The sequence below is a fragment of the Stappia stellulata DSM 5886 genome, from assembly GCF_000423705.1.
GTDB lineage: Bacteria > Pseudomonadota > Alphaproteobacteria > Rhizobiales > Stappiaceae > Stappia > Stappia stellulata.
In genome coordinates this window covers 212255-225121 of the sequence record NZ_AUIM01000010.1, presented here as the reverse complement: position 1 = coordinate 225121, position 12867 = coordinate 212255, and the positions used below count along the sequence as shown (strand labels likewise).

The following is a 12867-nucleotide window of genomic DNA, read 5'->3' as shown; positions in this document are numbered from 1 at the left end:
GGCAAGGCCAGACGACCCGTTGGTTGTCACCACCGGTGACGGTTTGCCTGGTTGCCTTGCGCCGTGGTCCTGCTCGTCTGCCTTGCGCCTGGTCTCGTCCGGAGGGTCCGGAATGCCGAATTGTCGATTTGTCCGATCCTGCTTCCCGCAGTCGCGCGGTTGAGCGGGCGATCGAATAAACCTCAAGTTGCGACAGGCGCCTTCGATTTGAGCAAAGTGAACCTAGAGGATGGGTCTTCGATCAACAAGCGCAAGATCCCTCGCAAAATGCAACTTAATCGATTTAATACTCGGAACTGCAAAACAGAATTTCTTTCATGGGCAAATTAACCGAAGTGCCGGGCCGACCAGGTGTGGAATGTATGTTTCAATTCCGTGAGATTTCGGATTGTGTATTCCGAAAGGGCTTGCCCGGATCCGGGATTGGGCGCAGGTGTTAAGAGGCACGGGCGCACCGACCGTGCCAAAAGACCCGCCGATCTGTTTCCTGCCCGACCTGTTTCCTGCCAAGGACGTTCGATGATTGCCATGACCGCCCGCGCCCCGGATTCCCTGGCGAGACATTTCGGCAGAACCGTCGCTCTCGCCGTGCCGATCATTCTGGCACGGGCCGCGCTTGTGGTGATGTTTTCGGTGGACACGCTGATGGTGGGGCGGATCAGCCCTGAGGACCTGGCGTATTTCGGGCTTGGCGTTGCGCCGCAACTGACGCTGATGCTCATTGGCGTCGGGGCGTTGCAGGCGTCCTCGGTGCTTACTGCCCAGGCCATCGGCGCGGGGCGCATAGCCGAGGTGGGCAACGTGTTTCGGACCTCCATCGCACATGCCCTTGCGATGGGGGTCGCGGTCCTTGGCCTGTCGTTGCTCGCCGGCCCGTTCTTTCTTGCAGTCGGCCAGGCGCCGGATCTTGCCGCGGGCGCGGCGACGGTGTCGCTCGCCTTCGGGGCGGGGATGCCCGGAACGCTGCTGTTCATCGCGTGCAATCTCTTTATGGAATCGACCGGACGGCCGAAAACCGGAATGGCGATCATGCTGGGCGCCAACCTGGTGAATGTGCCGTTGAACCTCGTCTTCGGGTTCGGCTGGGGCGGGCTTGTTCCTCCGATGGGGGCGGATGGTGTGATGTTGGCAAGCTCGATTGCTCGCACGGCAGCAGGGGTCACGATTGCCGGCGTCCTTGTCGTTTCCGCCCTGCGAATAGACAATTTTCGGATTCTGTCATTTGACAGCTCCCGGGGGCCTGGCCTCGCAGGCCTGGTCTGCCTGTTTCGCAGCCCGGAGGCGGCGGGCCTTCGTCGCATGGGGCTGCCCATGGGGCTGGCGCAAGGTGTCGAAAGCGCAGCCTTTGCGACCGTGGTGATGTTCGCCGGTCTGATCGGCACGGTTGAGCTTGCCGCCTACCAGACCACAATGACGCTGGTGACGCTGACCTTCATGATGGCGATCGGCACAGCCGGTGCGACGGCGATCCGTGTCGGTCGTGCCTATGGCGAAACCCGGAGCACCGACATGCGGATCGCGGGATGGGCGGGGATCGCCCTTGGCGGCCTTTGGCCGTTGCCTGTCGCGATCTGCTTTCTCGTATCGCCGGAAACGGCCGCACGACTGGTTACCGACGATCCGGTGACCGTCGCAGCGGCATCCGAGGCGCTTTTCGTGGCCGGGTTGATGTTGTCTGTCGATGCCATGATGGCGGTCGCGCTCGGCGCCTTGCGCGGCATGGGCGATGTCTGGTGGCCGACGATGCTGCAGATCGCGGCCTTTTGGTGTGTTGCGATTCCCGTCGCCTATATTGGCGGGCTGGTGATGGATCTGGGGGCCGGCGCGCTGATCGGCGGCCTTCTTGCCGGCATTTTGGTGTCGCTTGCCGGGCTGCTCTGGCGCTTTCATCGTGCGACAAGGGGCAAGGCTTGCAACGTTGCCGGGCGCACCTGAGGGGGCTCCAATCCGGGCCCGCGTGCCGCCACAGCCTGGCGCCCCCCTGTACGGCGTCATAATTTGCGCGCATTTTCACCGCCAAGGCTGGTAAACACGAAAACACCGCGCGAAAAGAATGGGAACAGGACCCGGATTATGCCGACGATTGCGCTTGTGGACGATGACCGCAACATTCTCACATCGGTATCCATCGCCTTGGAAAGCGAAGGGTACCGCGTTCATTCCTATACGGACGGCGCCTCCGCCCTCGACCGGCTGGTGACCGATCCGCCGGATCTGGCGATCTTCGACATCAAGATGCCGCGCATGGATGGAATGGAGCTTCTGCGCCGGCTGCGTCAGAAGTCCGACCTGCCCGTCATTTTCCTCACCTCCAAGGATGACGAGATCGATGAGTTGTTCGGCTTGAAAATGGGTGCGGACGATTTTATCCGCAAACCGTTTTCGCAGCGACTGCTTGTCGAGCGCGTCAAGGCGGTGTTGCGCCGGGTGCAGCCGCGCGACGCAACCGCGACGAAGCCGGAAAGCGACAAGTTGCTGGAGCGTGGCGATCTTGTCATGGATCAGGAGCGGCACACCTCGATGTGGAAGGGAAAGCCGGTTACCCTGACGGTGACCGAATTCCTGATCCTTTATGCGCTTGCCCACCGGCCCGGCGTGGTCAAGAGCCGCAATGCGCTGATGGATGCCGCTTATGACGATCAGGTCTATGTGGACGACCGGACCATCGACAGCCATATCAAGCGGCTGCGCAAGAAATTCAAGATTGTCGATGACAGCTTCGACATGATCGAAACGCTATACGGCGTCGGATACCGCTTCCGGGAGAGCTGAGGGACCGGGCGGCCGGACCGTCGCGGGGACAGGGCATGGTAACGGAAGTCGAGACAGGCGAAGAGGCCGGACCGGCGCGGCGGACCGCCGGCGGGGCGGACCGGCCGTCCGCCCTGCGTTCGCTCGGCAACCGGCGGTTTCGCAGGCGCTTCCTGTCGCGCACCTTCGGATTTCTCGGCCCCTATCTCACCTCGTCGCTGACCCGCCGCATTCTGGTGCTCAACCTCGCCGGCCTGTTTGCGCTCGTCGCCGGCATTCTTTACCTCAACCAGTTCCGCGCCGGCCTGATCGATGCGCGCGTGCAAAGCCTGCTCACGCAGGGCGAGATCATCGCGGGCGCGATTGCCGCGTCCGCGACTGTCGAGACCGACGGTCTGATGGTCGATCCCGAGCAATTGCTGCAGCTCCAGGCCGGAGAAAGCCTGTCGCCCTCCGACGGCGCGCGTCTGCTGGACTTTCCGATCAATCCCGAACGGGTGGCGCCGGTGCTGCGCCGGTTGATCTCGCCGACCAAGACGCGGGCGCGGATCTACGATCCGGAAGGGATCCTCATCCTCGATTCGCGTCACCTCTATGCAAGGGGGCAGATCCTTCGCTTCGACCTTCCGCCTCCCACCACCGAGGAGCCGGGCCTCTGGGAGCAGGTCTGGTCCGACATCAAGCTGTGGTTCCGACGGGGCGACCTCCCGCTTTACGAGGAAATCGGCGCGGGAAACGGGCGCTCCTACCCGGAAGTCGAAGCCGCCCTTGCCGGGTCTCCGGCAAGCGTCGTGCGGGTGTCGCCGCGCGGCGAGCTGATCGTCTCGGTCGCCGTGCCGGTGCAGCGCTTTCGCGCGGTGCTGGGGTCTTTGCTCCTGTCGACGCAAGGTGGCGATATTGATGCGATCGTGCGTGCGGAGCGCGTGGCGATCATGCGGGTGTTTCTGGTCGCTGCCGCCGTGACCATGGTCCTGTCCATCCTTCTGGCCGGCACCATCGCGGGGCCGGTCCGCCGGTTGGCGGCGGCGGCGGAACGTGTGCGTCGCGGGATCAAGTCACGTGAGGAGATTCCCAATTTTTCCGACCGGCGCGACGAAATCGGCCATCTCGCCCGGGCGCTGCGGGACATGACAAATGCGCTCTACAACCGCATGGATGCGATCGAGACCTTCGCCGCCGATGTCTCGCACGAGTTGAAGAACCCGCTGACCTCGCTGCGCAGCGCTGTCGAGACACTGCCACTCGCCCGCAAGCCGGAAGCGCGCGACCGGCTTATGGAAATCATCCAGCACGACGTGCGGCGCCTCGACCGGCTGATCACCGACATCTCGGACGCTTCGCGGCTCGACGCCGAACTCGCCCGCGCGGATGCCGAACCGATCGACATCGCCGCATTGTTGCGCGGCGTCACGGATATTGCCAACGAGCGTGCCACCCCGGGGGAGGCGCCGGTCGAGATCTCCATTGCCCCCTCCCGGCGCGACCACCCCTATCGCATCAACGGGCACGACAGCCGTCTCGCCCAGGTGATCAACAATCTGATCGACAACGCTCGCTCGTTCTCCCCCCCCGGCGCCAGCGTTCGTATTGATGCCACGCGCCACGCCGACGCGGTGGAGATCACCGTCGACGACGACGGACCCGGGATCAAGCAGGATGTGCGCGACCGGATTTTCGAACGCTTCTATACCGACCGTCCCGAGGCGGACGGGTTCGGCAACAACTCCGGACTGGGCCTGTCGATTTCCCGGCAGATCGTGGAGGCGCACCAGGGAACGATCTCGGTTGAAAACAGACAGGAGCGCGACGCGCTCACCGGCGACATGAAAATCCTCGGGGCGCGGTTCACGGTTCGCCTGCCCGCCGGGGCAAAGCCACGCGCATGAGCGCGGAGACAATCCACGGTTCATGCGTTCTCCTTGGCGCTGCCGGTGTTGTCCTGCGCGGGGCGTCCGGGGCGGGGAAGTCCCGCCTCGGCGACGATCTTGTTGCGCGGGTGCGCCGCCTTGGCGGGTACGCGGCGCATGTGGCCGACGACCGCCTCGTGCTGAGCGTGCGCGGCGGCCGGTTGGTCGCAGGGCCACCGGCGGGTCTCGCGGGGCTTTGGGAAGTGCGCGGCGAGGGCATTCAGCAGGTTGATCACGCGCCGGATGCGGTCGTCAGGTTGCTGGTCGACCTTGTTGCGGAAAAGGACATGCCCCGCCTGCCGGAGGCCGGCGAAGCATCGACCTGCCTGAAGGGGGTGATGCTCGCGCGCCTGGCCGTGCCCGCGCCTGCTCCCGAAGGATCCGTGGAACGCGTGCTCGCGCATCTGGCTGGCGATCTGCGGTTTCTCGCCCCCGGCGGGCCCCGGAATGCGCCGGCTCCCGGCCGAAGCGGCGAAGGCTGAGGGAAAAGGAGGCACGGGGCGCCGATTTTTCTTGCACTGCAGCGCCCCCTTGCTGACATTGGGCCTCCGGCGCCGGCAGGGCGGACGGCGGTCCGTCAGGGGCTGCCGGGACGCTCGCGGGAACCAACGGGCATAAAGCCCGATCGAGGGATGAACGACGGACAGGGCATGATAGGTCTCGTACTCGTCACGCATGGGCGATTGGCTGAAGAATTCAAATCGGCACTGGAACACGTGGTGGGCCCCCAGGAGCGGGTGGCGACCATTTGCATCGGTCCCGATGACGATATGGAGCAGCGGCGTCAGGACATCCTCGCCGCGGTTGAGGACGTGAACGACGGCGGCGGTGTTGTCCTGCTGACGGACATGTTCGGCGGCACGCCGTCCAACCTCGCGATTTCGGTGATGGACGGCACCAACATCGAGGTCATCGCCGGGGTCAACCTACCCATGCTGATCAAGCTTGCCAGCGTGCGTGAAGACGCCGCGATCGCGGAAGCGGTCGACGAGGCGCGCAAGGCCGGGCAGAAATATATTTCGGTCGCCAGCCAGGTTCTCTCCGGGCAGGGATGACGATGACCGAAACACAGGCGCCGCCGGCGGCAACCGCGGAACTGACCATCGTCAACCGACGCGGCCTGCATGCGCGCGCCTCCGCGAAACTGGTCAAACTGGTGGAGCGCTTCGATGCCGACGTCATCGTCACCCGTGACGGGCAGTCGGTCGGCGGCACCTCCATCATGGGATTGATGATGCTGGCCGCGAGTCCGGGGTGCTGCATCAAGGTCAGTGCCACTGGCCCCGAGGCCGAGCAGGCCATGGCGGCAATCCGCGCCCTCGTCGAGGACGGTTTCGGCGAAGTCGACTGAAAACCGCCTGCACTGTGCGTCAAACGCGAGCGCCCTGTCCGTGCGCCTGACGGTTTCCGGACGCCCCTTTCCACAACGCGCCTGCCGGAAACGGCCGGAATTTGCCTTCGCCCGGCCTGCACAAGGGGCCGGGAGCGGGATTGGTGCGCGGTGTTTTAGGGAATTTTTCATGATATAAAGAAATCTTTATATCATTATTGCTTTGTATCCGTCGACCGCCTATAAGGGGGCACCGGAAGCCGCGCGCCGCAAGGGTGCGCTTCCCTGTCAATTCCCAGTCCCCTCCAGCCGCGCGTCGTGCCGGTTCCGGACCGGGACCACGGGCGTCAACGCCAACCGAGTGAGCGGATCCAGCTGATGAGCACTGCAAGCGACTACTACGTCAAGGATATTTCCCAGGCCGATTACGGGCGCAAGGAAATCGATATCGCCGAAACCGAAATGCCGGGCCTGATGGCTTGTCGCGAGGAATTCGGCGAGAGCAAGCCGCTCAAGGGAGCGCGCATTGCCGGCTCCCTGCACATGACCATTCAGACGGCCGTCCTGATCGAGACGCTGACCGCGCTGGGCGCCGATGTGCGCTGGGCCTCTTGCAACATTTTCTCCACGCAGGACCACGCGGCCGCCGCCATCGCCGCCTCCGGCGTGCCGGTCTTTGCCGAAAAGGGCGAGACCCTTGAGGAATACTGGGACTATTGCGACCGTATCTTCATGTTCCCCGAAGGCACGGCCAACATGATCCTCGACGATGGCGGTGACGCCAGCATGTACATCCTGCTGGGCGCTCGCGCCGAGGCCGGTGAAGACGTGCTGTCCAATCCCTCGTCGGAGGAAGAAACCGTTCTCTTCGCCCAGATCCGCAAGCGCATGAAGCAGAGCCCGGGCTGGTTCACCCGCCAGCGCGACGACATTCGCGGCGTCTCCGAAGAGACGACGACCGGCGTGAACCGTCTGTATCAGCTCAAGGCCAAGGGCCTGCTGCCGTTCCCGGCGATCAACGTCAACGACAGCGTCACCAAGTCGAAATTCGACAACAAGTACGGCTGCAAGGAAAGCCTTGTCGACGGCATTCGCCGCGGCACGGACGTCATGATGGCCGGCAAGACCGCCGTTGTTTGCGGTTACGGCGATGTCGGCAAGGGGTCCGCCGCCTCGCTGCGCGGCGCCGGCGCGCGCGTCAAGGTCACCGAGGTCGATCCGATCTGCGCGCTGCAGGCTGCCATGGACGGTTTCGAGGTCGTGACGCTGGAAGCGGCCGCACCGACCGCCGACATCGTGATCACCACCACGGGCAACAAGGATGTGGTCACCATCGATCACATGCGTTCGCTCAAGGACATGGCGATCGTCGGCAACATCGGTCACTTCGACAATGAGATTCAGGTCGAGTCGCTGCGCAATTACAAGTGGACGAACATCAAGCCCCAGGTGGACATGATCGAGTTCGCCGACGACAAGCGCATGATCCTTCTGTCCGAGGGCCGTCTGCTCAACCTCGGCAATGCGACGGGTCACCCGAGCTTCGTGATGTCGGCGAGCTTCACCAACCAGGTGCTTGCGCAGATTGAGCTGTGGTCGCGTCCGGACCAGTACGAGAACGACGTCTACGTGCTGCCGAAGCATCTCGACGAGCGCGTCGCGCGCCTGCATCTGGCAAAGCTCGGTGTCGAGCTCACCGAGCTGACGGGCGAGCAGGCTGCCTATATCGGCGTCGAGACCACCGGCCCCTACAAGCCGGAACACTACCGCTACTAAGGCACCTCGGGCGGACCGTGTCCGCCCCCGCCTTACACGACCGAACGCTTGTGCGGGAGCTGTGGACGACACGGCTCCCGTTTACTTTTCGGCAAGGAACCCTTCTTCGCGATTCGGCTTTGCGTTATGGTCTTTGCGAATCGGGCGGTTCGTGAGGCACAACTGTCCCGACGAGCATTTTCGGGCTCGAAGCGGCGGTAGAGGATCGTGAGAATGCCGGCGGACGGCTTGCAACATGCGCGCACCAGCGGCGCGTGGCTGGAATTGAGTCGAAAGACGGCAGTCCGGGCCACCGGTAGCACCCTTGCATGGCTGTCGCTGACCGGGGTCTCCAGGGCACAGGACGCGTCCTCCCTGTCGATCGGCGACGTCGATGCCTTCAAGGTGGTCTGGGTCGCGGCCGTCGGTGGCGCGGTGACATTTGCCGTGACCGCCGCGGTGACGTTCCTGCGCAACCGTCGCGCTACCGCCGGCACCCTGACCCAGGTTCGCGAGAAGAACGCCGGTCTGACTGCGCGGCTGGACCGGCTGGAGAGCCTGGTCGATTCCGATGATCAGCGCCTGATCGTCTGGCAGCCCGGAGATGCGGCGCCCATGATTGCCGGCGTTCTTGACGAGGCCTGCGGCGTTCCGCGTTCGCCGGCCCGTTTGCTGGCTTTCGGCACATGGCTCGACGCCAAGTCCGCCACGGCGCTGGAGCGTGCGGTGGAACGCCTGCGTCGCAACGGCGAAACTTTCCATATGGTGCTGCCCACCCAGCCCGGCGGGCTGGTCGAAGTGTCGGGCCGCGTCGCGGCCAGCGCACCGGTCGTGCGGATGCGCGACCTGACGGGCGAGCGCAAGAACCACGCGATGCTGGTCAAGCGGCATGAGGAACTGACCCGGGAAGTGGCGACCCTGCGGGCACTGCTGGATACGGTGCCCGCTCCTGCGTGGCTGCGTGACGGCGACGGGCATCTCGTCTGGGTGAACACCGCCTATTCCACCGCGGTCGAAGCGCCGGATTCCAACAGCGCCGTTGAGGCCGGAACCGAGTTTCTCGATGCCCGCAATCGCAAGGCGATGGATCGCGCCCGCGACGGCAACGGTGTGGCTCACGCCCGCATGCCAGCGGTCTTTGCCGGAGCGCGCCGGATTTTCGACGTGACGCAATGCGCGGTCGACAGCGGCACCGGCGGGTTCGCCATCGACGTCAGCGAACTGGAACACAGCCGCCAGGAACTCGGCCGAACCATCGACTTTCACGCCCGCACGCTCGATCAGCTCGCCACCGCGGTCGCGATTTTCGGCTCCGACCGCCGACTGCAGTTCTACAATGCCGCCTTCCGCGCGCTTTGGGATCTGGACACCGGCTTCCTGGAGGGAAATCCCACCGACGGAGCGCTGCTCGATGCGCTGCGTGCGGCGCGCAAGCTGCCCGAGCAGGCGGATTATCGCGGCTGGCGCAACAAGCTGCTTGAGACCTACACGTCCGTCGACGCGCGGGAGTTCTGGTGGCATCTGCCGGACGGGCGCACCCTGCGCGTGATCGCCAACCCGCACCCCCAGGGCGGCGTCACCTATATCTATGAAAATGTTACCGAGCGTCTCGACCTGGAAAGCCGCTACAATTCCCTTATCCGGGTGCAGGGCGAAACCCTGGACAACCTCTCTGAAGCGGTGGCGGTGTTCGGTTCCGACGGTCGTTTGCGGTTGTGGAACCCGGCCTTCGAGGTGATCTGGGCTCTGGCCGACGACGGTCTGGGCGAGAGTCCGCACATCACGCGGATCGTCGAGGCCGGACTTCTGGAACCCGAAGAGGCGCATGTCTGGCAACGGCTGGTCACGGCGGTGACGAGCCTCGCCGACAACCGCGAACCGGTGATCGGGCGCATGGAGCGCGAAAGCGGTGAGGCGATCGACTATGCCACCGTTCCGCTCCCCGACGGCGGAACGCTCGTCACCTTCGTCAACGTCACCGATTCGGTGAACGTCGAGCGCGCGCTTCTCGACAAGAACGAGGCGCTGGAACAGGCGGACCAGCTCAAGAACGCCTTCATCCAGCACGTGTCCTACGAGTTGCGCTCGCCGCTGACCAACATCATCGGTTTCGCGCAGCTCTTGTCCGACCCCAAGTTCGGCCCGCTGACGACGAAGCAGGGCGAATACGTCGACTACATCCTGTCCTCGTCTTCGGCGCTGCTGGCGATCATCAACGACATTCTGGACCTTGCCACCATCGACGCCGGCATCATGGAGCTGGACCTGTCTTCCGTCGACGTCGCCAGGACGGTGCAGGCGGCTGTCGAGGGCCTGAAGGACCGTCTCACCGATTCCGGAATTGCGCTGAACCTCGACATGTCCGACGACGTCGGTGTGATTCAGGCGGACGAGCGCCGGCTCCGGCAGGTGCTGTACAATCTCATTTCGAATGCGCTGCGCTTTTCCGATGTCGGCGGGGCCATCGACGTGTCGTGTCAGCGCACCGCCGACGCCATCGAGTTCCGCGTTCGCGACCATGGCTGCGGCATCCCCGAGGACATGCTCGATCAGGTCTTTGCGCGGTTCGTCGGACGGGATGCAGGGGCAAGGCGGCGCGGCGCCGGGCTTGGCCTGTCCATCGTCAAGAGCTTTGTGGAGCTGCACGGCGGGACGGTCGAGATCTCCTCACAAGAGGGGGTCGGCACATATGTCGTGTGTCGATTTCCCTTCACGCCCGACGCCCTCCAGCACGCCGCCGAATAGTCCTGCATGATGGGGGAGGCAACCGGAACGGGGCAGCACGCAAGTCCCTCGGGCTCGACCGCCCGGCACACCGTCGAGGCTCGCGTGCGGGTGGAGGACGTCGCCGGGACACGACATCTTGCCGAGGATCTGGCGATGATCCTCGCGCCGGGAGACTGCCTGTGCCTGTCGGGAGATTTGGGGGCAGGGAAATCCACCTTCGCGCGTGCGGTGATCCGCGCGCTCGCCGATGACGAAGCGTTGGAAGTTCCCAGCCCGACCTTCACGCTTGTGCAATCCTATGCGCTTGCCCGCTTCGACGTGGCGCATCTCGATCTCTACCGGCTCGAGGAGCCGGAGGAAATGGAAGAACTCGGTCTGGACGATGCGCTGGAGATCGGGGTCGCGCTTGTCGAGTGGCCGGAAAGGGGCGGTGGCTTCCTGCCTGAAGACTGTCTCTCGATCGAGATCGAGGCGGCGGAGGAAACCGATGCGCGCACATTCGTCTTTCGCGGCCGGGAGACCCAATGGGCAGACCGCCTTGCGCGTACGCGCGCCATCCGCGCCCTTCTGGAGCGCGTCGGAATGGGCGATGCGACGCGCCGCTACCTTCAGGGCGATGCATCGCCCCGAAGGTATGAGACGGCGACGAGCGCGGACCGGGCCGCGATCCTGATGAACGCGCCTGCGCTCGATGTCCCCGCGGCGAGCGACGCAGGCGAGACCTACGCCGATATCGTGCATCTGGCGCAGGACATGCACGCTGTCGTCGCTGTCGGCGAGGCCTTGCGCAGTCACGGTTTCAGCGCGCCGGAGACGCTTGCGGCGGATCTTCCCGGTGGGCTCTTGCTTCAGGAAGACCTCGGGCGTGGGACGATTGTCGAAGGCGGCGCTCCCGTGCCCGAGCGCTATGCGGCGGCCGTCGACCTTCTCGCCGATCTTCATGCGGCTCGGATCGGTCCGGAGCTCGCGCTCCCCGACGCCGCGGGCGGCGGCATCTATCACGTCCCCGCCTACGATGCCCGCGCCCTGATGACCGAGGCGAGCCTGTTTCTCGACTGGTATCTGCCGTCGCTCGGCGTCTCGGTGACGCCGGCCATGCGGGCTGCGTTTCGCGCGCACTGGGCGCCGCTGATCGCGCGGGTGCAGGAGCTGCCGCCTGTCTTGGCCTTGCGCGATTATCACTCGCCCAACCTGATCTGGCGCGGCGCACGCAGCGGGAACGCGCGCATCGGCCTTGTCGACTATCAGGATGCGGTGATGGGATCGCCGGCCTATGATCTCGCCTCGCTCGCCATGGACGCGCGGGTCACCGTCCCGCCTGCGCTGGAGGCGGCGCTGGTGGAACGCTACGTGGCCCTGCGACAGGCGCGGGATCCGGGTTTCGATGCGCAACATCTGCGCGGCGATTATGCGATTCTGGCCGCGCAACGGGCGCACAAGGTGCTTGGCGTGTTCGTCCGTCTGGCGCAGCGGGACGGCAAGCCGGCCTATCTTGCTCATCTGCCGCGGGTGCGCGACTACCTCGGGCGGGCGCTCGCGCATACGCTTCTGGCCCCCCTGGCGGCATGGATTGCGGAGATCGAGGCCGGGCGCGACCCGGCCGCAACGCAGGAATGACAATGGTTCACGACAGGCGGATACGCCGTGCGATGGTCTTGGCTGCGGGCATGGGAAAACGCATGCGCCCGCTCACCGCAACGACGCCCAAACCACTTATTCCGGTGTGCGGCGAAGCCCTGATCGACCGGGCTTTCGACAAGCTCGAGGCCGCCGGCGTCGAGACCTGCGTTGTCAACGTCCACTATCTGGCAGATCTCGTGGAGGTGCATGTCGCGCGCCGGCCGGGCCTGCCCCGCGCCGTGGTGTCCGATGAACGCGGCGTCCTTCTCGACACCGGCGGCGGGATTGCCCGGGCGCTTCCGCTCCTGGGCGAGGAGCCGTTCTTCCTGCTGAACTCCGACAGCAGCTGGATCGAGGGCGTCCGGCCCAACCTCGATCATCTTGTCGATGCCTGGAACGCGGACGAGATGGATGCGCTTTTGTTGCTGTCTGAATATGTGGAGTCCGTCGGCTATGGCGGGAAGGGCGATTTCGTGATCGATCCGACGGGTCGGCTGGAGCGGCGAGCGGAGCGCACGATCGCGCCCTTCGCCTATGCCGGCGCCGCGATCCTCCATCCGCGTCTCTTCGAGGGGTGTCCGCCCGATGCCTTCTCGCTCAACCGTTTGTTTGACGTGGCGATTGCCGCCGGCAGGCTCTACGGTGTGCAGATGGAGGGCCTGTGGCTGCATGTGGGCACGCCGGAGGCCGTCGACGAGGCGGAGCGGGCGATCCGGACCAGCGCTAGATGACTCTTGTGCGAACCGGGGTTTTGCGTTTCCTGCGCCTGTCCGATCT

Annotated in this window: 10 protein-coding genes; all 10 read left to right on the top strand. The window is 64.9% G+C overall.

Translation table 11 applies throughout. From position 1 onward, the window contains the following. The first annotated feature begins 519 nt into the window (after positions 1 to 519). The 10 genes from G572_RS0106235 (at position 520) to G572_RS0106190 (ending at position 12821) form a co-directional block, all read left to right on the top strand. Positions 520 to 1935, top strand: a complete 1416-nt coding sequence (locus G572_RS0106235; RefSeq protein WP_029057729.1) for an MATE family efflux transporter — start codon at positions 520 to 522, stop codon at positions 1933 to 1935. 138 nt (positions 1936 to 2073) lie between these two features. Next, positions 2074 to 2772: a response regulator transcription factor gene (locus G572_RS0106230; protein WP_029057728.1), complete on the top strand. Its 699-nt coding sequence runs from the start codon at positions 2074 to 2076 to the stop codon at positions 2770 to 2772. Positions 2773 to 2807: 35 nt separating this feature from the next. Then, positions 2808 to 4637 carry a sensor histidine kinase gene (locus tag G572_RS0106225; protein WP_029057727.1) on the top strand — a complete coding sequence of 610 codons (1830 nt, stop codon included), beginning with the start codon at positions 2808 to 2810 and terminating at the stop codon, positions 4635 to 4637. Then, positions 4634 to 5140, top strand: coding sequence for an HPr kinase/phosphorylase (locus G572_RS22815; RefSeq protein ID WP_051241761.1), 507 nt, complete (start codon positions 4634 to 4636; stop codon positions 5138 to 5140). Before G572_RS0106225 ends, G572_RS22815 begins: the two co-directional genes overlap by 4 nt. Positions 5141 to 5308: 168 nt before the next feature. Further along, positions 5309 to 5713, top strand: a complete 405-nt coding sequence (locus G572_RS0106215; protein WP_029057726.1) for a PTS sugar transporter subunit IIA — start codon at positions 5309 to 5311, stop codon at positions 5711 to 5713. 2 nt (positions 5714 to 5715) lie between these two features. Further along, positions 5716 to 6009 (top strand): HPr family phosphocarrier protein, encoded by a 294-nt coding sequence (locus G572_RS0106210; protein WP_051241932.1) that lies wholly within the window; start codon positions 5716 to 5718, stop codon positions 6007 to 6009. Positions 6010 to 6366: 357 nt separating this feature from the next. Beyond that, positions 6367 to 7764 carry an adenosylhomocysteinase gene (ahcY, locus tag G572_RS0106205; RefSeq protein WP_029057724.1) on the top strand — a complete coding sequence of 466 codons (1398 nt, stop codon included), beginning with the start codon at positions 6367 to 6369 and terminating at the stop codon, positions 7762 to 7764. A 213-nt stretch (positions 7765 to 7977) separates the two neighbouring features. Further along, a complete protein-coding gene (locus G572_RS0106200) occupies positions 7978 to 10488 on the top strand; it encodes a sensor histidine kinase (RefSeq protein ID WP_084649917.1) in 2511 nt (836 codons plus the stop codon). Between the two features lie 6 nt (positions 10489 to 10494). Next, positions 10495 to 12087, top strand: a complete 1593-nt coding sequence (gene tsaE / locus G572_RS22810; protein ID WP_245566163.1) for a tRNA (adenosine(37)-N6)-threonylcarbamoyltransferase complex ATPase subunit type 1 TsaE — start codon at positions 10495 to 10497, stop codon at positions 12085 to 12087. Beyond that, positions 12084 to 12821, top strand: coding sequence for a nucleotidyltransferase family protein (locus tag G572_RS0106190; RefSeq protein ID WP_245566162.1), 738 nt, complete (start codon positions 12084 to 12086; stop codon positions 12819 to 12821). The genes tsaE and G572_RS0106190 overlap by 4 nt, the downstream gene beginning before the upstream one ends. Positions 12822 to 12867 lie beyond the last annotated feature (46 nt).

Excerpts from the sequence above, each read along its gene's own strand:
- G572_RS0106235 (WP_029057729.1), top strand. The coding sequence starts at position 520 with ATGATTGCCATGACCGCCCGCGCCCCGGATTCCCTGGCGAGACATTTC.
- G572_RS0106230 (WP_029057728.1), top strand. The coding sequence starts at position 2,074 with ATGCCGACGATTGCGCTTGTGGACGATGACCGCAACATTCTCACATCG.
- G572_RS0106225 (WP_029057727.1), top strand. The coding sequence starts at position 2,808 with ATGGTAACGGAAGTCGAGACAGGCGAAGAGGCCGGACCGGCGCGGCGG.
- G572_RS22815 (WP_051241761.1), top strand. The coding sequence starts at position 4,634 with ATGAGCGCGGAGACAATCCACGGTTCATGCGTTCTCCTTGGCGCTGCC.
- G572_RS0106215 (WP_029057726.1), top strand. The coding sequence starts at position 5,309 with ATGATAGGTCTCGTACTCGTCACGCATGGGCGATTGGCTGAAGAATTC.
- G572_RS0106210 (WP_051241932.1), top strand. The coding sequence starts at position 5,716 with ATGACCGAAACACAGGCGCCGCCGGCGGCAACCGCGGAACTGACCATC.
- ahcY (WP_029057724.1), top strand. The coding sequence starts at position 6,367 with ATGAGCACTGCAAGCGACTACTACGTCAAGGATATTTCCCAGGCCGAT.
- G572_RS0106200 (WP_084649917.1), top strand. The coding sequence starts at position 7,978 with ATGCCGGCGGACGGCTTGCAACATGCGCGCACCAGCGGCGCGTGGCTG.
- tsaE (WP_245566163.1), top strand. The coding sequence starts at position 10,495 with ATGATGGGGGAGGCAACCGGAACGGGGCAGCACGCAAGTCCCTCGGGC.
- G572_RS0106190 (WP_245566162.1), top strand. The coding sequence starts at position 12,084 with ATGACAATGGTTCACGACAGGCGGATACGCCGTGCGATGGTCTTGGCT.